General features: G+C 40.3%; 13 protein-coding genes. 4 read left to right on the top strand and 9 right to left on the bottom strand.

The annotated features are described in order from the left end of the window. Positions 1–11 precede the first annotated feature (11 nt). Positions 12–1,457, top strand: a complete 1,446-nt coding sequence (locus G6053_RS11645; protein ID WP_165306553.1) for a TlpA disulfide reductase family protein — start codon at positions 12–14, stop codon at positions 1,455–1,457. A 35-nt stretch (positions 1,458–1,492) separates the two neighbouring features. Here the strand turns inward: G6053_RS11645 and G6053_RS11640 are convergent, their stop codons facing one another. The 3 genes from G6053_RS11640 to G6053_RS11630 form a co-directional block, all read right to left on the bottom strand. Next, positions 1,493–1,795, bottom strand: a complete 303-nt coding sequence (locus tag G6053_RS11640) for a hypothetical protein (RefSeq protein ID WP_165306552.1) — start codon at positions 1,793–1,795, stop codon at positions 1,493–1,495. A gap of 68 nt (positions 1,796–1,863) precedes the next feature. Beyond that, on the bottom strand, positions 1,864–2,172 hold the full coding sequence (locus G6053_RS11635; RefSeq protein WP_165306551.1) for a hypothetical protein: 309 nt from the start codon (positions 2,170–2,172) through the stop codon (positions 1,864–1,866). 273 nt (positions 2,173–2,445) lie between these two features. Then, complete coding sequence (locus G6053_RS11630) at positions 2,446–2,589, bottom strand: hypothetical protein (protein ID WP_165306550.1); 144 nt, start codon at positions 2,587–2,589, stop codon at positions 2,446–2,448. A 391-nt stretch (positions 2,590–2,980) separates the two neighbouring features. On the opposite strand from G6053_RS11630, the gene G6053_RS11625 reads away from it, so the two are divergent. Together G6053_RS11625 and G6053_RS11620 are read left to right on the top strand one after the other, a co-directional pair. Continuing rightward, positions 2,981–3,760 carry a sensor histidine kinase gene (locus tag G6053_RS11625; RefSeq protein ID WP_165306549.1) on the top strand — a complete coding sequence of 260 codons (780 nt, stop codon included), beginning with the start codon at positions 2,981–2,983 and terminating at the stop codon, positions 3,758–3,760. After that, a complete protein-coding gene (locus G6053_RS11620; protein ID WP_165306548.1) occupies positions 3,757–4,473 on the top strand; it encodes a LytTR family DNA-binding domain-containing protein in 717 nt (238 codons plus the stop codon). Before G6053_RS11625 ends, G6053_RS11620 begins: the two co-directional genes overlap by 4 nt. On the opposite strand, the gene G6053_RS11615 is transcribed toward G6053_RS11620, so the two are convergent. After that, the gene (locus G6053_RS11615) at positions 4,474–7,284 is read right to left on the bottom strand and encodes a lantibiotic dehydratase (RefSeq protein WP_165306547.1); all 2,811 of its coding nucleotides are present in this window, start codon (positions 7,282–7,284) and stop codon (positions 4,474–4,476) included. 124 nt (positions 7,285–7,408) lie between these two features. On the opposite strand from G6053_RS11615, the gene G6053_RS11610 reads away from it, so the two are divergent. Then, a complete protein-coding gene (locus G6053_RS11610; RefSeq protein ID WP_165306546.1) occupies positions 7,409–7,852 on the top strand; it encodes a response regulator in 444 nt (147 codons plus the stop codon). Here G6053_RS11610 and G6053_RS11605 read toward each other — a convergent pair. The 5 genes from G6053_RS11605 to G6053_RS11585 all read right to left on the bottom strand — a co-directional run bounded on the left by G6053_RS11605 (position 7,842) and on the right by G6053_RS11585 (position 20,217). After that, the gene (locus G6053_RS11605) at positions 7,842–10,808 is read right to left on the bottom strand and encodes a hypothetical protein (protein WP_165306545.1); all 2,967 of its coding nucleotides are present in this window, start codon (positions 10,806–10,808) and stop codon (positions 7,842–7,844) included. The two genes, G6053_RS11610 and G6053_RS11605, sit on opposite strands and share 11 nt — an antisense overlap. Before the next feature lie 11 nt (positions 10,809–10,819). Beyond that, entirely contained in the window at positions 10,820–11,692 is an 873-nt protein-coding gene (locus G6053_RS11600; protein ID WP_165306544.1) for a hypothetical protein, read from the bottom strand. 116 nt (positions 11,693–11,808) lie between these two features. Continuing rightward, the gene (locus G6053_RS11595; protein WP_165306543.1) at positions 11,809–12,324 is read right to left on the bottom strand and encodes a hypothetical protein; all 516 of its coding nucleotides are present in this window, start codon (positions 12,322–12,324) and stop codon (positions 11,809–11,811) included. Positions 12,325–12,326: 2 nt separating this feature from the next. Then, positions 12,327–16,625 (bottom strand): DUF6443 domain-containing protein, encoded by a 4,299-nt coding sequence (locus G6053_RS11590; RefSeq protein ID WP_165306542.1) that lies wholly within the window; start codon positions 16,623–16,625, stop codon positions 12,327–12,329. Between the two features lie 10 nt (positions 16,626–16,635). After that, positions 16,636–20,217: a hypothetical protein gene (locus G6053_RS11585; RefSeq protein ID WP_165306541.1), complete on the bottom strand. Its 3,582-nt coding sequence runs from the start codon at positions 20,215–20,217 to the stop codon at positions 16,636–16,638. Between the last annotated feature and the right edge of the window lies 1 nt (position 20,218).

The following is a 20,218-nucleotide window of genomic DNA, read 5'->3' as shown; positions in this document are numbered from 1 at the left end:
AGCAACTAATAATGAAATTGAAAATAGTATTGGTTTTGATGCTAATTGGATTAGGTCATGCCTTAAGAGCACAAAATAGCATAAAAGGAAGATTGAATGTAAACCTGTACTGGGATAAAGCTGGTAAAAACGACACACTTTATTTTTTCGTTAAAAATCCCATCCGTACCTCAAAGAATCTTTTTGAAGAGAAACGAACTTTGAAGAATGGAAAATACACATTTGATATTCCCGTAACCGATTCCAGCGGTTTTTTTGAAATCAGGATGAAAGCGAAGAAATTTGACACTGGATCTCCTAAAACTGTTTACTCTTATTTAGTGACCAGGAAATTTTGGCGTATTGGAGACAGCGTAGATATCCATATCTCAAATCATAAAGAAACGGCGCTCGGCGCTCATAATACTTGCGTTTTTAGCGGAAAAGATGCTTTACGATATACGGTGAGCCGTGAGTCAGATTCACTACTCCTTTCGGATAGCGGTGAAAATCCGAAGCACATTTTTTACAATCCACAGGAAAATGCAATCAATAATGCTATTAGTAATCTAAATCGGTATAAAAATAAATTGTCTGAAGAGGATTATAAACTCATTGCTGCAAATATCAATTATTACAATGGCAATTATGTATTTAGAAATATAAGTGAGCGATTAAATGAAATAAAGAATCCGACTGTTAAGAAGAAATATTTGTCGTCCTTAACTGATAGTCTCGCTTTGGTGACTCCCAGATCGAATAATGAGTATCAGCTTATCAATTCCAATTTGATACGTTTTCTTGATTACAAATATAGGTTTGAATCAAAAATCCAAAACAATGGTGTTTTAGATTTCGCGGCAGTTTATAATAATATAAAAGATAAGGAACGGGGAACAATTAGAGATAGACTGATAGCAACGCTGTTTTATTATGACAATTTTAAACCGTTAAATTTTGATCAGTTACAAATGGATGCTGAAAAGTTTGTCGAAGAAAAGTATAGTAGAGAGATTGTAGCGCTCTATAAAAGCCAGGCTATGGGTACAAAATTGAACAACTTTTCTTTTCTTGACACCGCAGACCAAAATGTATCCATTTCGGATTTTAAAGGCAAAGTCACAGTAATTGATATTTGGTCAAACGGTTGCGGAGGATGCCATATTTTATATCGCGATGTAATCAGTAAGCTAAAAAATAAGTTCCCAAAATCTGAAGTCGCTTTTGTTTCGATCGGCATTGATAAGAAAAAATCCCGTTGGTTAGATGGTATTGATGGTGGCCTTTATACATCAAAAGATGCAATAAATCTGACTACTGGAAAGCTTGGATATGATCACCCATTATTTACGGAAAATGTTATTGCTGCAACACCTACGGTAATCTTACTGGATAAGGAAGGGAAAATTGTAAAATTTAATACAACCGATTTATACAAAGAGCAGGGAATGGACGCTTCAATAAAAAGCATATTATAGAAAGATGGGAAACATTGTTTCCCATCTACTACTTACTATAGGTGTGGCTGCTTTTCTATAACCGTAAAGCCATTTGTTTCGGCTTCAACTTGGTTTATTGGTGCCAGGTTATTGGTCAAAGCATTTTGCGATGTGATTTCGCAGGCCATTTCATTCCCATTACCGCAATCAGGATTAGGAGAGGACGATAATATATAATTTGTTCCGGATATTCCAACAACCCAATAGGTTGTTGCTTTTGCAGTTGATTCGGTTTTAGATGGATTTTCCCCCTTTGTTTCTGCAAAAACCACTGTTGACAAGGTTATGGCAGTAAGAGCTAAAAATATCTTTTTCATAAACTTTGTTTTTAATGGATGATTAAAGATGAAAAATCTCCAGGACTTTAAAGCCCTGGAGAAAATTGTTACAGTTGCGGCTGGCGTTCAACAATGCTGAAACCATTGCTCTGCGCATCCACCTGGGATTTGGGGGCTTGCAAGGGGCTGGAGGTAATAGGATTCTGTGATGTGATTTCGCAAGGAGATTCCTCCGCGTCACCACAGAGCGGGTTCGGCGATGTGCTCAACGTGTAGTTAGGACCGCTGATACCGGTTACATAATAGACGCTCAACTTAGCGGTTCCTTCTGTTTTAGAAGGTGTTTCGGTTTTTGTTTCTGCGAAAGCAGCTGTGGTCAGGGCCAGAAGGGACAGGCTGAAGATTACTTTTTTCATAATTAACTGTGTTTGGGGTTAAACAATGGAATGAATAGAAAAAAGATCGTGCATTCACTGCACGGGTAGGTTGGCATTGCCCTTCTGCTTTTATTTTTAAGCTCCGGGTTATATAAAAGTGAACAGGTTTTAAGGTTTTTTCCTTTAAGATTTAAGATAAATACCTGTTTTTCTGAATTGTAATGCGTTTTAGATATGATTAATTTTGAGATTTCCAACAGGTGCCCTAAAGCACCTGGGATAGAAAGCTACCAGATGATTATCGCCGTCTAATTAACAGCAGGTGCTTGTTTTGGACCAAGTCAATGAAATGGTTTCAGTAATGGTTTTTCCATTGTTGCTCATTGCTCCATAGCCTTGAAACGTAAATAATAATCTAACCCTCGAAGGTTTGTTAACAGATGATTTATTTTTCATGATTTGGTTATTAAAATCAACAGCTTTATTGCTATTGAGATATAAAAGTATTTAGTCATATTAAATCAGGCAAATTAAGTTCGTGAATTAAAGGTTTCAGGGTATTAAGTAACATTTTTAGGGGTACTAACTTAGAAATATCATGCAGATTAAAATACAGCATAATCCCAGATCAATAGCTAGCATGTTATTATCCATAATATTTGTAATTGCCGTACAAATATTATGGATTTATAGCGCGGGGGCGACAGTTACACTTGTAGGCTGGAAACTACTTTTTTTACAGGTGTTTTTTTATTTCGCAAACATATTTTGGGCTGTTCCAAATGATTTTACCGATAGGAAATACCTGAGTTTTTGTATTAAGCTATTCGTTGAAATGCTTTTGTATGTGATATTAAGAGCCAGTATTGTATTCAGACAACCCTGGAATGATCGGTTCTGGGAATTGGCTTTTTCTACAGAACAGCTTTTATATGCTTTTACTCAAATTTTTGCAGTTCTTGGCACCAGTTTCTTTGTTGGTTTTTTTCTGCTGAACCAGGCTAATGCAATGAGTCGTGAATTGGCGTTAAAACAGTCCATTGAATCTTTGTCGGAAAAGAGGCGCCTGGAAAGTATTATCCATCAAATGCAGTTGAATCCCCATTTGCTTTTTAATATTCTCAATCTAATAAAAATAGAATCTGCCAGTAAGCTGCCCGATATCAGCCATGTTGCAGCATTACTGGCCGAGTTGCAGAAAATCTACTTGTTTAATCCAGCGAAGGAACATAAGGTTGTACTTATGGAGGAAGTAAAAGGAATTGAAATTTATGTTGAGTTAGAAAGGTATGCTCGTAATCAAAATATACATATTGATATCAGGATTGTTGTACCGGAAAATGAACTAAGGATACCGCACCTTTTACTATTGACACTTATTGAGAATTTGTTTAAATATGGTGTTTTAACGGAAGAAAAATATCCCGCACAGATCGATCTTCAATTGGTTGATAATACTATTATGCTTCACACCTGGAATTTAAAACGTACATCAGTAATTAAAGGAAATGGGCTGGGACAACAAAATGTAATAGCCATTTTGAACCATCAATATGCTGGAAAACATAGTTTGATCATTTCGGACACGGAGTACCATTATGAACTGAAATTAAAAATTGTATTATGAGCCTATCTGTATGTGTAGTCGATGATGACGAGCGTTCTTTAAAAGATTTCGTTGAAACACTAAAGAGGATACCGGAACTTACTGTTTTAACAGCTGAGACCGATCCGGTACTTATTGTGTCGAAGATTCTTTCTGGAGTAATAAAAACAGATATTGTGTTCTCCGATCTTGAAATGCCAGATTTGTCAGGCATAGATCTATGCAATCAAATCGGAGATCGAGCAGTGGTTATCTTCGTGACCGGTCATCCTGGATTTGCTTTGGAGGCATATAATACCGATGCCGCAGATTTTATTGTCAAGCCAGTTAATCTTAAAGATATTTTAAGAGCTATTCAAAAGGCAAAGGAAAAATTGATAGCAAGGAATAAATTGATGTTACCGGCTTCAGACAGATGTATATTTGTAAAGCTTTCGCCAAGAAACGTTAGCCGGATAAAGCTGATTGATCTACTGTATATTGAGGTTGACGGTAAATATATCAGCCTGTATATAGAAAACCAAAAGAAACCGATATCACTTAAGAAATCTCTCGGCAATATTTATGACCAGTTACCCCCGGAGTTGTTCATGAAAATAAGCAAAAGCTGCGTTGTAAATATGAATCGGGTATCTAGCATAGTTGGAAATATCCTCGTGCTGGATACCGGATCAACGCATACAATTGGCTCAACTTTTATGACCGAAGTTTATGAAAAATATGACTCGATATAATTACGCTCTCTGTTCAATTTTCCTTTCTAATTTTAACGTTGCCTTCCTGATTTTTTCTTGCCGCTCTGAAAGGTTGTACATAATCATTTCATAAAATCTCTGATCTTCGATAAAAAGCCTATTACAATGCATGTGCAACAGATCTCCAAACAACTTTGCTCTCAAAGGTTCCGCAATCAGTTTTATAGTATGACCTAATGATAATTTGAAAGACTCAAATTTTTTCCGTCGCTCTTTGGACAAAAGAGGTTTTGGTTCTCGTTGAAAATCTTTAAATATCGCATTGAGCGTCCTGTAATCAGTTGGCATCACATTGAATTCCTCATTATAAGCTATGGTAATACTCTCAATAATTTTTTCAAAGTCTTCCATTGTAAAAATACCTAACGACCTTATGTAATCTATCGTTTCTAAACAGAACTTTACTTTTTGAAATTCTGATAAATTGAGCTTAGATATCGAATGAATAAATAGGCTGTCTTTATAAAAATGAGATTCGATAATTGGCATCAGCTCCTTAGTGTATCGGTGAACTTCTTTTTTATAAGTTCTAATAGAGTAATCCGTAATTCTTCCTTCTTCCATTTTTTCCGTTGCCAAAAGATTAACGATGCCGATGAATTCAAAAGCATTTTGTGGTGACTTAAATTGAATTCTTAATCGAATGTGCTCTCCGCCTTCATTGTACCGAATAAAGAACCACTTTATTACACCTTTCTTACCTCTTTTTAAAAGAGGGATCAACATATCGTTACAAAAAGAATCCACAGAACTTGATATACCAAATAACTCCAGATATAACCATTCATTAACTGGAAGTTCCCATTGCCTTGACTCCATCCTATTGTTTTGCATACTTGAAAAATTCATTCCATTAAAAACCTGCTCGGTGTGCGTCAGTGTTACATGAAGTTGGGGAAACATTTTTCTTCCATTATGGTCAACCGCGCTTGCATTGACAGGAAGATACGCTTCTTCAAGGTAAAGTAGCTTTACCTTCTTTAATTGCAATATCAACAGCTCTAAGTCCTGGTCGTTATCTGTATTCATTAATAGGGTTTGGTCGCCACTACCAATTTTAAAATACTTTGTTACACCTTTTGAATTTAGGTATTGCCTCAATTTTCCTAAGCTCTTTATTTCCCTATCCTCGTTGAAAAGGTCATCTTCTCTCAATCTCCACAACGCGGGAGAAACCACAATGTTTCTGAATTCAACTCTCGGATAAACTGAGAGTCCCGGAAGTATTTGTTTTGGTGAAAAAGAGTAATCTGTAGTTATATCCTGATACTGGATATCCATCAAAAATCTGAACAGAGGCAATTTTGATCTGGTAAAGTTGTATGCAGAGGCATATCTTGGAATTAGTCTTTTTCCCAAGGTTCTGGACTGTAAAATTACTTTTGAGTTTTTTACTGTAACCGTTATATCATTTATAGGAAGTGAGGTAGGGTAGTCAGAAAAATTCAGGATATTAACTAAGCCCGGATAGATTAAAGGTCTCCTGTTTATGTCATCTACCTCCTGTTCGCAACTATAACCAATGTCGAAAAACAATACATCAGAATTTGCATCCACCTCTATTTGAGCGATATGAATGGCGTGGTCTTTTATTTCTTGAACGGCAAATGCAAACCTGGCAGATAAGGAATTTGAGGTCGCCCCTCCTATCGAATCGATAAATATTGTACCATCGATTTCTTTACATAATACTGGAATGCTATTTGGAAGCAATTCATTATTAGTTTGGGCTGTGCTAACCTCTTCTAGGTTAACACAGCCTCCGCATTTAATAGCTTGAATTATGAGATCGATTACATTTCCGTCAGCTAAATTTTTTTTATTTTCACCGACCGGGTTAGTTTTAATCCCAAACCGGTCTTTTAGAGTGAAATTCTTTAGTTTGGCAAAATCACCATAATCAACACCGATTTCTGGATCTATCGCTACCATTATTGGGACTTCCTGCCCCTCAAATTTCTTGTTAAAGCGGTTTACAAATGCCTCCAAACTATCATTGGTCTGACTTTCCTTAATTGTTTTTATTTTAAGGATCAGATCAGGTAAGTGTCTGAAGTGACCAGAAAAGTAGGAACCCGAAACACACTTTCTTTCAGTTATAATGTATTTTGTCGGTGAGTTGTCAGGAATATACCCTGTCCTTTCAAAATAATCAGCTCCAATGATGTTCTCATGCTGGCTTGTAAGAATCAACTGAATATCCACAAGAATTGCAACTAGTTCTGTCCAGTTTGTTTGCGATTCTGAGAAATGACTATTAAACTCAGAATATGTTTTAAGATCTTTACAGAATTCGAGAATTGTAATAATCTCAGGGTCATAATCTATTGCTGCAATTTCAAATTCCTCCCCCTCCTTTTTCAAAAATCGTATTTCCCTACCGACTTTGTAAAACGTGGAATTCGCTATAAAACTTTCGGTCTTGATATTTATCGAAAATTTAGCCTGGGGTTTGTCTTTCCAACTGATGAAGGAATGATTCAACAATTGATTGCTGAGCCGTAGCTGATCCTTATTTCTTCCTAATTGTGTTATTCCTATTGAAGCAAAAGATCCATAGGGAGTTGCCCGGAATTTTGCCCTGTTAAAATATTTTTGAACTGTTTTTTTTATTTTTTTATCAGCCGTCTCAAATTCATCGTAGGACATCAATCTTATCAGTTCCCAAAAGTCCAGTGAAGCTTCTTTTATCATTTCTTTTAATTCTGGCCAGAATTCTTTCAGCATTGCATCTATTGGTAGCCTTGGCGTCCTGACAATGACATTTTGGTGTAATTGCAGTTTAATCATGTTATATTACTAAGTATAATGATAACATAATAATTTGCCTTCCCAACCAGAAAAAAAGTTCTCAAACTTTATAAATCGGGGTATAAACTACAGTATTTGTGGGTACATAAACGAGGTATGTCAATTGAAATGTAATTTTATAAAATTAAATATATTTGCCGAATCATTAAAAACTCAAAATCCTATAACTATGAATCTTCGTTGTTATGTTGTAGACGATGAAATGCACGGTATTATCAATATTACTAACTTGATCCAACAAACTGAAGGAGTTGAATTTGTAGGATCGGCCACAAAACCTTTGATAGCGCTTAATGAAATATTGCATTTAAAACCAGATGTGGTTTTCACTGATTATAACATGAGCGAGATGGACGGTGTCACTTTAGCAGGCCATATAGATGATTTTGCGCAGGTAGTAATAATAAGTGGTCAGCCCCAAGATTGGATTAAAGGTGCAGATTGGAGCAAATACATTTATAGGATGAGAGGAGTTGACTTTCGGGAGTTTCAATCTATCATAATGGAAGTAGAAAAACGCATGGAGAGCAGAAAAGTTAAAATGTAAACGACAAATACCAGACCGGCTGTGCAGAAAAGCCCTGCTGTGGCCAGGCCAGGTCTAAACGGATGGGGTAACCCGCCAGCATGGTGCGGGCGCTGCAACCGAAGGATTGCAGATGGGTAGGCGCCGCGGGCAAGTGGTCCTGTTTCCTTGCGGTAGCCGCAAAGTCGGTGAAGAGCCCGAGCTGCAGGTTGTTTAACGCAGAGAACCCGGTATGCAAAGGTATCAGCCGGCTGAATAAAGGGATATACAGGTCGGCATTGAACAGTACATAACTGCCGCCATAGAGGCTGTTCTGCCGGTATCCGCGAAAAGGTGTTACCAGGGCCTGGAATGCGTAAGGGGCCTCCTGTTTAAAACGCACCGTAGTATCCGTTCTCGGCACAATGTTATTGTCTACCCCGCCAAAGTTATAGAGCACCTGGCTTTGTCCGCCGCTATGACCCACATTGCCCCGCAGTACAAAATTAATATCGCGGTACAAGGGCTGGTGATAGCTGAAACGCAGTGCTGTAGCATACAACAGGGTGGCCTGTTTACCCGTCGATACCATCACATCGGTCAGCAGCCGAGCATCCCAGCCTTTATACAGGAAGGGACTCAAGGCATGCAGCTTGTTCGCAGATACGGTAAAGGTATTCATGCTCCACCATTGCTGCAGGGCCTCGAAGTTAAGACTATAACGGTCGGAGGCCAGGAATACCGTACGGTCGCGGCGCGCAGCCGCGGTAAAACCTACCGACCAGTCGTAATGCAGGGGATATTGTACACCCAGTTCATAATAGTGGGTCTTTACTTTGGCCATCTGCGGATAAGGCCGCCCCTGTTCATCTTTCCAGTCGCGTTGTGCATCGGGTTGCAGGCTTTCTACTTTCCTAAAAAACAGGACATGCCAGTCTAGGCGTTTGGCCGTATTTTCATAACGGAAGAAAAAGTCGCTGCCCTCCGTACCCGCAGGCATACGATAACCGATATTGAAATGGTGATTCTCGAACAGGTCGCTGATACCGCCGCCCGCCATAGCGCCTACCTCTGGGAATTTAAAAGAGCCCAGGTAGCCCTGGTAAGGCTGCATCCGGTTGATGTAATAATCGTTGTTGATGCGTGCCGAAAAATAAGCGCTGTACAGCTGCAGGATATAAGGCCTTACTTTGGCCGGTGTATAGGCCAGAGCCCGCAACAGGCTGTCCCGTTGGTGGTTGGCAAGACCTTTGCTGTCCTTGCCTTTCAGCACCCCACCCAGGAAAGAGGCTTCCTCGTCTTTATTCCAATGCCGCTCCAGGGCCGCCAGGCTATCCTGCCGCCGCTTATCTTCGAGGTAGTCGCGCAGCCAGGGATGGATGCGGCTACCAGGCACTGCGGCCGGAGCCTCGCCCGGGCTTAAAGTATCGTATTGCAAACTACCGGTCGTACTTTGTTGTAAACGGATCGTGTTACCGGCCAACCCTTGGGGATCGTGAAACGAAACATAAGTTGTATCCCGCCACAGGAGCCGCTCTGATTGTTTTGCACTACCCTTTATACCCGCTATGGTTTTGCTGTAAATGCCATAGGGCTTCGTTATACTATCTGCATGATACAAGCTATCGGAAGGATACCCCGAACGGTAAAGCAATCGCGTATGACCTGCATCCCATGCGGGTTCGGTATTATCTTCCGCGTCGTCGGTAAGCGGGCTGAACCGCAGGCTAGCGGCGTTATAGACGACAATATCACTTTTAGCTTTGCGATACGCAGCCATCAGCCACTGATCGCGGCTCCAGCCCATTATCGCACTTACGCCATCTACTCCATACAGCTTGTGCCGGTCGATCAAAGCGCCACCGGCGCCGTACCGTTTTACCTGTACCCATCCCTGTTCCGGCTGTACCGCATACCATTGTTTATCCGCTTCGGACCAATGCAGCAACGGATAAGGATCAGCCTCGTGATCCTCCATCCAGGGCGGCAACAGATAGCGCTGTACAGATTTGCTTTGCTGTAGCTGTTGTAATTGTGTGATGTTCGTAATATAGAGCCGGCGTTTGTGCTCCTTTTCGGTTACATAAGCCACCTGCTTGCCATCGGCGCTGTATAGGAGTCTTTGCAGCTTACTGCCTTTATGCGCCTGCAACAGCTGGTCGCGGAGCGTATCTGTTGCAGATAGCGTTGTATCCATACGCTCCCGGTAAAAACGGAGACATTGCCCAGTAAGGGTATCGAGCGGGCGCTTGGCTACCAGGCGCACGGCCCGGCTCAGCGATTTACCTTTACGCAACTGGAATACCAGTTGCCGGGCTGCATCGGGCCGGTACCTGCGCGACAGGAAATAACAAAAGGCTTGCCCTGACTGTTCCGGATGCGCCGCGCTTAGTTGTTCCCAGTCCTGCCGGCTGCCCTGCAGCGATAACCAGTTATCTTCATCAACGAGGCGCCAGCCCCGGGCGAAATAGGCGATAGCCCCTTCGCGGAACCAGGCCGGCATCAGCTGCCGCCTCGACAGCGCCTGCTCTTCCAGGTCATTCTGAAATTGTTCTTCCCAGCATAACCGCGCCCAGGCGCCGGCCAACTGGGTACGGAAGTGCTCATACGAGCCGTCGAAGGCCAGCGAAACACGACTGCCTTTCAGGAATATAGTCGGGAAGGGTAAATGTCCTTCACCCGTCAAACCGATATTGGAAGTATATAACTGGTCGATGGCCGGGTACAGGATAATATTGGGTGTAGCTTTTACGGGAACCCCCATTTCCTTTTTTACCTTCTCGGCAATCAGGGGCAGCTGTACCGAAGTAAAGCTGGCCAGGCTATCATAACCCTGCGGGTAGTAAACCCGGAAAGCACCTACCGGCAATACCTTCCATTTATAGCGTTTATACTGGAAACGTTTGTAGGGTACACCCGGAGCCTGGGCATAAGCTTTGCAAAGACAAAACATAGCCGCCAACAGCAGTATAAAAAGTATTTTCAAACTATTTTTCAAAAGAGGATAGTTTAGTGCCACCTTTTTCCAAACGAAAGGCCAACAAAGAAACAGGCTTGATAAGCATAAGCTTTTCGTTCCGCCATCATTTCAATTTTACTGGTGTAGATCGCAGCATTGCCGCCGATGGTAATGGTCTTAACGAAAGATTCTGGCCTGCCGGGTTCCAAGGCTATGGCTAGTTCGGCAAACAAGCCGGGAATAAGCCGGGTTTCGCCCAGGCCTTTGCTCCATTTATCGCTGCCCAGAATGTATGCGGGATTAAGAAATTTATCACCGTTCTCCTTGGTAAAGCGTTCACTTTGAGAATAGGCATGCTCTTCGGGATTATAAGAAACATACAACAAATTCAGGTAACAAGGTTTAAGCAGCGCCAGTGCCGGACCGGCGGCATAACGCAAGCTTAGTGACAGGTTGCCATCGATCAAGGCGGGGAACAACATCTGCTCCCGGCCATAAGCCAGTTGCAGGTTATAGGCATTGTTGATCTTACCCAAGCTGTAGGATGTATTCTTGGCCAGGTAATTATAGGTCGTTGCCCTGCGCTGTTGCTTTACTTCCTTTTCGTGTTGCAGTCCTGAAAAGTAAAGTTGCCAGATCACTTTTTTACCGGGGCTTTCGTTGATGAGATAGCTCAGGCCGCCGCTCCAGCCATTGGTGTTCAGTCTTACACCCAAAGAGAGGGAGTATTGGTAATTGCTGTCAATGCCCCATTCGGAGATATGCTTTTTCCAGCTTTTTAGTTTAGTGATGTTTCTTGATCCTTTTTCCTTTGCCTTTTTCAATTTTGATTTATCATTTTCCCAAATGGAAGGTTGGGAAAATGACTGATACGATAATTGGAGACAAAGCAATAGCAACAAGGCGTTTTTACACCGTAGCATATTAGTTATGGCAGCTTTAATGAAAATTAATCCGATGAAGAAGCGTAAAAATTAAAGGTGCAGAACCTGCACCTTTAATTTAATGAAGGGCCTTGCTATAAAATTGTTGATTTCAATTACTTTTTAACTACTACAATACTGTCAATGTTACTTTGTCCCAATGAAGAGCATGCATTTACAAATATTGCCCGAATATAGTATTTCCCAGGTTCCTTTAATTGATACATATAACTTGAATTTTTGAAAGTAAGCGATTCTCCTATCTTTAAGAAAACAGGTTTGAAAAGGTAATCAACTTCCATAAAGTGTCGTTCTTCAACATTAAAGTCGATTTTTTTGCCATTCTCATCTTTATAAATTTCAAGATAATAATCGTTAGACAAATTTCCTTTATATGCAGGAAGTAAATTTCCATCATGGAGTTTAACCAACTTATTTGTTGAATTTTTTATTATAAGGTCGTAATAGAATAATTGTTCAGCATATGGAATTGAAGAATCATAGTATACAGTGTCACCCTGAATATTCAATATTACAGTCGGATGCTCGTCTTTTATCTTAAAAGAAAATATAAAAAGTACAACGAAAGGAACGATTTTAAAAAGTAAGGTATTTATTAGTTTTGAATTCATATTTAATCGTTGTTTGTGTTAAGTGTTTGGTACTCTGTATTAACTTTATTAAACATAGATTTGAATTCTTGTCGATCAACTTCGGACATTCGTTTGAAATGATCTATGGCCCCTATTAACCATTTTAATCTATTTCCAGGAGATACTCGCTCAGGAAATACAATGTTATTTGGAAAAGTTGGACTTACTAATTTTTCTCTATGTTTTTTATAATCATTTGGATATAAATTAAAATAGTATGAAAAGAACTCTCTTTTATTGTGTTTTTGGACTCCATTTAATCCAAGATGCCTGTTCTGAGCAACATGGGTATACTCATGAGATTGGACCAAAATTGCGGCATTCATTCCTTCAATTCCTTCTGAATTTACAGAATTATAATAATATGAAGCAGATCCATTTTCAATTTCAGTACCATATTTACGTCCAGTCAAAAACTTACCATTCTCATCTAATTGCGTGATATTAGATTCAATTTTATATAATTGGAAATTTTGTTTTATTATATCTACTGCTAATGCTTGTCCTCTAGCATCATTTTGAATATTTTTTAAAATATTTTTAGTAGCTGTAGACATGTCTACGTTTTGATTTGAGCCGTTTCTATAATTTAACTGATCCATTAAAGTTGGAGAATATATGTCGGGAGACCAAGGGCCATAAAGTGTGTTTCCATCGCTTAAAGGAACCGCTTCTAAACCTTCCAGTTCAAAATGTGAAGTTACTTTATTTTCAGAAAATGCATAAGGACTATTATGCATATATTTCTCGGCCAGCGGATCGACCTGCCAGAACCTTCCGATCTGCGGATCGTGCATCCGGTATTTAAAGCTATACATATTTAGCCCAAGATCATTATCATGCCGCTGTCCCTGGAATTTGATATCGTTCTTTACCAAGCCCGACCCTGTACCACCAAAAAGGTTTAAAGTGAGACCAAATGGGTAATAATGCTCTTCCTCTAAAACAGTGCTCTTATAATGTTCGATATGCAAATCATCGAACCAAACATCTTTACCTAGACTTTGATTGTCTATATAGAATAACGCAAATCCAGGAGTTCCCTGACCGCCGAAAGTGCAATTACAAACTTCAGTAGGGCCAGTCGTTTGCCACCCTTTGTTATTGGTTGGGGTTATTTGGATAGCACCGCTCTGACCAGGAACAATACGCATCATATCGTCAAAGAAAATGTAGTTGATGTGTGCTTTGGGTACGCCTGGAAGATCGGTTGTATTTTGAAGACCGGAAATGACACTAGCCAGACCTGGACTGTTTAAAACCGACTTGACTGTTCTGATGTTATCCGGAAGCTCTGACATGGGAATACCGGCATAAGTATTACCTCCCAGCAATGCACTGGTCAAAGATTCTATAATTTGAGCGTTGGAGATATTTTCTCCTCCCTGATATTCGCCTTCGTAAAAGGATTTTGCGTCAATATTAAATTTATCTCCAGGAAATACACGTAATAGCAAAGCAGTCCCAACCCGTTTTTGTGGATCTGATGCAACCAGGTGTGCCGCCATACCATCATAAGGATCAATACTTCCCGGCTTGGCTTCCCGGACATTGGGGATATTGTCGAATACCATTTGTTCCAGATTCGCAGATGCGATTTCGTGTTTTGCAAGATAACTTGCGTTTATTGGCGTAGCCGTAACGGTACTTCTTACGTTACCCAAATGGTCTTTGATATAATAATCATAAACGAAACGGGTGGAATAATTTGTTCCTGCATCAGCAATAGGTCTTGCTCTCCCTTCTTCATTGTTGATGTATTGTAGAATATTATCTTTATATACAAAGTCTCCGATATAATCGAATGTAGTTGTGTTTGTGCCTACAGAAACTCTTTTTTGGAGGATGTTTCCGGTTGCATCGTATACGTAGGTAATAGATCCGTCGGAAGTTTCTACCACAGCAGGATAATCAAAGATATTGTAACTCACAACGATTTTTTTATTATCGTCACGAATCATGTTTCCATTTTTGTCGTAACGATATTCTATAGACGATGCCGTGTTGTCTTTAAAATCTGGCAGCTGTGGTATTTTCGGGCCGTTATCACTTACACTTATTAGATTGTTAGTATTTTCTTCGTAGTCGTAGGTCAGATCATCCATGTGAAAAGGAACATTGTTAATCGGATCGACACCTTCCTGCTTCATCGTTTTAATATTACCGTTTAGATCATAGCTTATTCCAGATACCGTAAAGTCCTTGACATTCTTTTCCCAGCTGTTCGTTGCGGCATTCAAAAGTCTATATTCAGCATGTTTTAGTCTCCCGATACCATCGTAGCTGTAACCATAGGCATTTTTCCTTCCGTCGGACCCGCTCCATACAATGCCGGAAATATTACTGTTGTATAACTTACCGACAAAGCCGGAGTCATAACTAATTAATTCTTCAAAAATAGGTGTGTACGGTAATTGGCCGTGATTTTCTGCATTTATATGGGTGAGCAGACCACGGGTATTATATTCGTTTAAGACCAGGCCGGCCCGCAAGTCTTTAACAACTGTTCTACCCATGTGATCATAACTATACTTGGCCAGGGTAAAAATGGGACCATTATTGATCGTCTGCTCTACTTTTCCAACAAGGTCATTCCCGCCGCCAAGGGAAAGATTTCTCTCAATTTTTTGAACGACACGTATAGTTTGTAAAGCGCCGTCCTGTGCATTGGGTTGGGGTTCTGCTACCGGATTTTTATGACCTGTAATCTTTTTCCAAAGCATTCCCCTGAAATAATAGATGCTGGAAATTATATCGATCCCACCTTTTATATTCTTAGACTGCGTTTGTATATTTCTTCCTTCCGCATCATAGTAGTTTACCGTTTCTATCCAATTATTGTTATTGGGAGCAGAAGGGTCTAAGATCAATACCTTAGTGCCAGTTAAGAGACCTCTTGTAGCAGAAGAGAGTTGTGGTCTGGTTAAATAAGGCTGTGCTGTTGTGGGCATTTCCTGGGTGTATTGACTGGCATCAAAGTCGAATGTATTTGCTTGTAAATGATCGTAATTGTCATAGTATTTGTAAGATAATATTTTTGTGTTTGCGATACTAGTTGGATACGAATGATAGCAGTTATAATTCAGGATATGATATAACCAATGAGGTGCAGACCAGGAGCCTTCCGCATCAATATAATCCTGAATTTGCTGCTGTGTTTGCCCCGTTTCTGTGATTCCGGTAACAATGGGCCTATTTAAGATGTCATAGATCGTCAACAACCAGGTTCCGTTAACCCGCTGCTGGCCATCCTGGGTCATTACGACGCGGTCTCGTTTGTCGTATACAGCATATTCTTTTTCCTTTCCAGGGATACCGGTTTCTATCACTCTTCCCTTTGCATCGTACACGTAAGTAAAACACAGCTTTTGGACATCATCAACGGTCCAAGTACCGTCCATAGCGTCTACTGCCTTTGGTGGGAGAATGTATCTTAGCCGATCCAGTTCATCGTAGACATAATAGGAGCAAGCGTATCCCGCATGCCCAGTGCCCGGTGAAGTTGCCGGATCGAGAAGCGTTTTTGTCAGGATAACTTTACCAATCTTATCTTTATAAATCAATGTAAGATTACCATCTTCATCCTTTTGTTCAATACCCAGGAGCTCGCCGGAAGGTATGTAACCATTTTGTTGTGGTATTTCATCCCGGCCAGGACCTATTACCCATTTAATCACCTCTTGATTTTGATTAAACTTCTCCTTCGACTCGATCCCACGGCTGGAACCGACCCAGCTTCTTCCTGGTGCATAGATCTTTAATGTTTTTGCAAGCGGCGATTTATCGAAATCGACCTTTTGATAAGGTGGTTCGTTTGCAGGTCCTACGTCGTAAAATTGAGAATAGCCATCGTATAGGTTTTTCTTGAAATTACCACCCGAATTGAGCGACTGCGCTGCATAAGGCAGGTAGTTGAGCACCTGTTTCCCCTGATCGTCGTATACATAGGGTTGAACAATATCATAATGTCCAGTGTGCGCTTCTTTGGCAACAGTCTGTAAAATCCTGCCTAACCCGTCATAGTAGTTCGCTACTTGCCTGAAGTAAAAATTTGTATTGGGCCAGCTTTGAATTGGAACATCCGGACTTTTAGTCCTGACATAGTTGAATTTTGCCAGGTTCGGCATATTGATAATATCAGGATAGGTAAAATAGGTGCTACCGGGTGCTGAGGCTGAGGGGATATTAGCCCCGGGAGTTGTGGCTTGTTGGGCAATTGCAATTTTTGAATATGCCAGTATTGAAAAGGCGGAAAGGATGTATTTAATAAAGTGTTTCATGGGTATAGTATTATTGGGGACCTTGAACCTGGTAGTCCACTTGTTTAAGAATATTATTGTTTCGGTCTTTGACAGTAATCAATCTTCCTCTTGCATCGTAGAAATACTTTTTAATGTTACCGGATTCATCACATTCGCTGGTAAGACCTACATCTGGACTATAGGTAAAAGTTTTCATTCTCGATTCTATCGGACATAACCTGAGTTCATCTATGAAAATATCATTAGGCGTAGTGGGGAATGTTATTTCAGTCTGAGTCGTTCCGCTAATGGTCGCTTCAAATAATTGATATGGACCAGCGGTGCCGATAACCCTTGAACTGGTCGCGCCCAGAACGCTTGGCGTCGGCCCCTTAAAATAAAACGTCAGCAGGTAAGTCCGGGCAGGGTCAAGTCCGGGACGGGAATCAGTAGTAAACGTGGGTAATTTATAGACATATTTACCTGTGGGTGCTTCAGGATCAGCGATGCGTAAAAATGAAGCATTGTTCCACTGCCAGTTACCGATGGTATTATCACCATCTTCAAAACTAGTGTACGAATAGGTTTCTTTGGGATAATATCCATCATCATAGTCGTCTGCATTCTCAATTACCGCAGAAAGGTAACGGCCTTTAAATGACCACATGTAGTTTGTTCTTTCGCCTTTTTCATTTATCGTCACCGATGGTTTGTACTGAAGTGTAAAGCGGGTATGTTCATTGAATGAAATATACCTGCTGTCCTTTGACATTGATTGTTTGGTATAAGAAAATAAGTCAGATCCAGAGGTACGGTTCGACAACTTAAACCCAGATAACGGTAACGAAGCTGACAGTTTAAGCTTATATTGTTTTGTCAAAAGAGACGGGACATTTGGGGCATATTGGGTAAGCACGCCTCCCGTAATTTTAAATTCACCATTTTTTTTGACCAAAGAAACCTGCTCAAGAGGATAGGCATTAACGTGAGCCTGCTGCATCTTCAAAATGTAATCACTGGCACCAATATAATCCCAAGGATAGATATTGACCAGGTATTGTTCTGCTCCATCTCCTTTGTTGGTTTGGATTAACGTGGGACTACAATGTTGAATATTATCATAGCGATAGGCAACAGTGTTTTTTGTATTATTTCCATCCATAGTATAGTCGGTAGAAACAATAGAATCTAAAACAGTCCAAGTAGATTCATAGGTAAACTGCTTAACGTCACCTTTGATCTCTAATGTCTGGTCTATATGTCCCGGATTTCCTGCATCTACAACTCTTACACCATACCCAAGTCTTTTTTTCAGGGATTGTTTGACTGAAAACCATTTGCGTTCTTTTTTTACAGGTGAATAGCCACTTCCATTATTGCGATAATAGTTGGTGCCGATACCCCGCGCTATTACACCACCATAAAGGGAATAAGGTGTTTCAAATACATCATTATAGCTTAAAGGAATATTGAGGTTATTGTAGTAGCTGTAATTTGAAGGACTTGGCAATCTTAAATCGAACAAATGTTCGGTAAGACCATTTTCCCCATTGGGTCCATCATATTCCAATACGCTGGAGTAAAGGTAGCTGGATGGCATATAGGAATACAGGTCATATTGACTGTAATCACTCCTCATATTATACAGACATGTTTTTTTTGAGGTAGAGAAGATATTGTAATCACAGACATTCCTGAAATAATAACTCGAAGTGGTCCATGGAGAGTTAATGGATTTTCCACTGGATACGCCCGGCTGGTCCTTAAATTCATAGACATATTTTTTTACGTTAGTTTTTTGGGAAACGGGGTCGAATATGGTTAACTTTTCGACTTTAGAAGCCCCGTAAAATGAAGTAACAGGAATCCATACTTTCTTTTTATAATCCAGCTGGGCTTGACCTTCCACTTTATCTCCAAATGAGGTCAATTTTAGGATCAATGTATCTCCAGGTAAAAAATTGTAAACATGGGCCGAATCGAAATTATTGGCTTGAACCCTCATTTGTGGAAATGGAAGTGTTTCATTCGTACGTTTGTTATACACACTTACAAATATTTGGTGCATATTGATGTCCGGCGGAAAAGCCGGATCACTATGCCAGATTGCATTGCCAAAAAGAAGAATATCAATTGTACCTGGCGGCACAATAAATTGCTGACTATAATCAACGGGGCTGTGGTCACTAGTTCCGTACCCACTTATGTAAGCACCATTAATCTGCTGGGTAACCAAAGTCGAATCCGTTGACTGGGCGCAGCCGTAAGTTATGGTTTCTGATCCGCCTGTCGGGTAAGTTACTTTATTAAGCATGCCTATTTGGGTTGCCAAACAGTTTACACCTCGATTATCAGTAAAGTTGCCTCCATTGTTAAAATAGCCGTAGTAGTCTTCTTTATTAATTTCGGTACGCGCAGGAAATTGATCCCGCCGTTCGTAGTCGAAAGTATAAAGGTCACATTGATTATTGGCACCACTACAATTTGAAAGATTTAATAAAAATGGGCGCTTTGAATTGGTAGGGAATTCATAAGAAAAATTAATCTGTTTGAAAATATAAGAAGTTGCGAGGTCCTTCACCTTTATATTTGAAACCAGATAGGTTCCCATCAAATCGACATTGTTTATGTGATCGAAATCGAGTTGGACAACATTGTTAAAGGTGATTTTTTTTAGAATAAAGCTATTTACTAACCTGGTCTGTCGCGATTCTATTATCGGTTCGACACAGTTACAAGGAGTAGATCCGAGTTGGACAGAAGATACGACAGAACGGTCAAGTTGCGTAGATCGTGAAATGCTCGATGCTGTAAAATTACTTGGCGCATATTCAAAAGTTACAATTTCACCTGTTGGTGTTTCTACCTTTGTGAGGTACCACGCAGTTCTGTTCGTTGTACTGGGATTCCATTGGTCGTGTTCGCCTACCAAATTGGTCGCTACATTGTGTATTTCTGTTATTTCAGTAGCTGCCGGACTTCCAAAATAAAAAATATTCCCAAACTGATCCGTTACCTTAAAATTCCATGCGGCGGTGGCCTGGAAGTTCATTTCTATTTTGATATCTTCATAATCTATGATATAGGCGGCTCCTGAATCTATATAGAACTGTCCGATATGTCCAAAAAAATTATAGGAGAATAGATCTGGTTGCATATCATAAAACTCGGCATTTCCATACCACAGCATTCGCTTCAATGGATTATCGTCAAACCAGGTTATATTTCTTTCCGCAGCAGTAGACCGCGTCAGTGGATTTGCGAGATCCGTAGAGAGTTCATCCGGATCATCATTTACGGTTCGGGATATAACACCACCTGCAAATAAAGACCATCCAACACCGGCAACACCGGATAATTCTTGCACCTTAATGCCATTCGTATTGTAATGCAAGCTGACATCAAGTTTTAAATTATTGGCGACATTGGTTGAATACAGTGGAATGCCGTAATCAGGTGCACCAGTTGAAAGGTTTACAGGAATACCACCATATTTTGTCATTTCTGTAGCCTGGGGGGATGCAGGTATAGAATTAAATGAAAATGGCGTAACGGGCTTCTGCTGGGCAAATGCGCGGTCGCAAAAGCAAAAGAAAGTCCATAACCCAAGTAATAAAACATGTTTGCTCATA

Origin of the sequence: Sphingobacterium sp. DR205 (genome assembly GCF_011064245.1) — a bacterium.
Classification (GTDB): Bacteria; Bacteroidota; Bacteroidia; order Sphingobacteriales; family Sphingobacteriaceae; genus Sphingobacterium; species Sphingobacterium athyrii.
Note: the sequence above shows the minus strand (reverse complement) of the source record. Positions and strands in the feature narration are given on the sequence as shown.

Coding starts and splice junctions, on each gene's coding strand:
- G6053_RS11645 (WP_165306553.1), top strand. CDS start 12: ATGAAATTGAAAATAGTATTGGTTTTGATGCTAATTGGATTAGGTCAT.
- G6053_RS11640 (WP_165306552.1), bottom strand. CDS start 1,795: ATGAAAAAGATATTTTTAGCTCTTACTGCCATAACCTTGTCAACAGTG.
- G6053_RS11635 (WP_165306551.1), bottom strand. CDS start 2,172: ATGAAAAAAGTAATCTTCAGCCTGTCCCTTCTGGCCCTGACCACAGCT.
- G6053_RS11630 (WP_165306550.1), bottom strand. CDS start 2,589: ATGAAAAATAAATCATCTGTTAACAAACCTTCGAGGGTTAGATTATTA.
- G6053_RS11620 (WP_165306548.1), top strand. CDS start 3,757: ATGAGCCTATCTGTATGTGTAGTCGATGATGACGAGCGTTCTTTAAAA.
- G6053_RS11615 (WP_165306547.1), bottom strand. CDS start 7,284: ATGATTAAACTGCAATTACACCAAAATGTCATTGTCAGGACGCCAAGG.
- G6053_RS11600 (WP_165306544.1), bottom strand. CDS start 11,692: ATGCTACGGTGTAAAAACGCCTTGTTGCTATTGCTTTGTCTCCAATTA.
- G6053_RS11595 (WP_165306543.1), bottom strand. CDS start 12,324: ATGAATTCAAAACTAATAAATACCTTACTTTTTAAAATCGTTCCTTTC.
- G6053_RS11590 (WP_165306542.1), bottom strand. CDS start 16,625: ATGAAACACTTTATTAAATACATCCTTTCCGCCTTTTCAATACTGGCA.
- G6053_RS11585 (WP_165306541.1), bottom strand. CDS start 20,217: ATGAGCAAACATGTTTTATTACTTGGGTTATGGACTTTCTTTTGCTTT.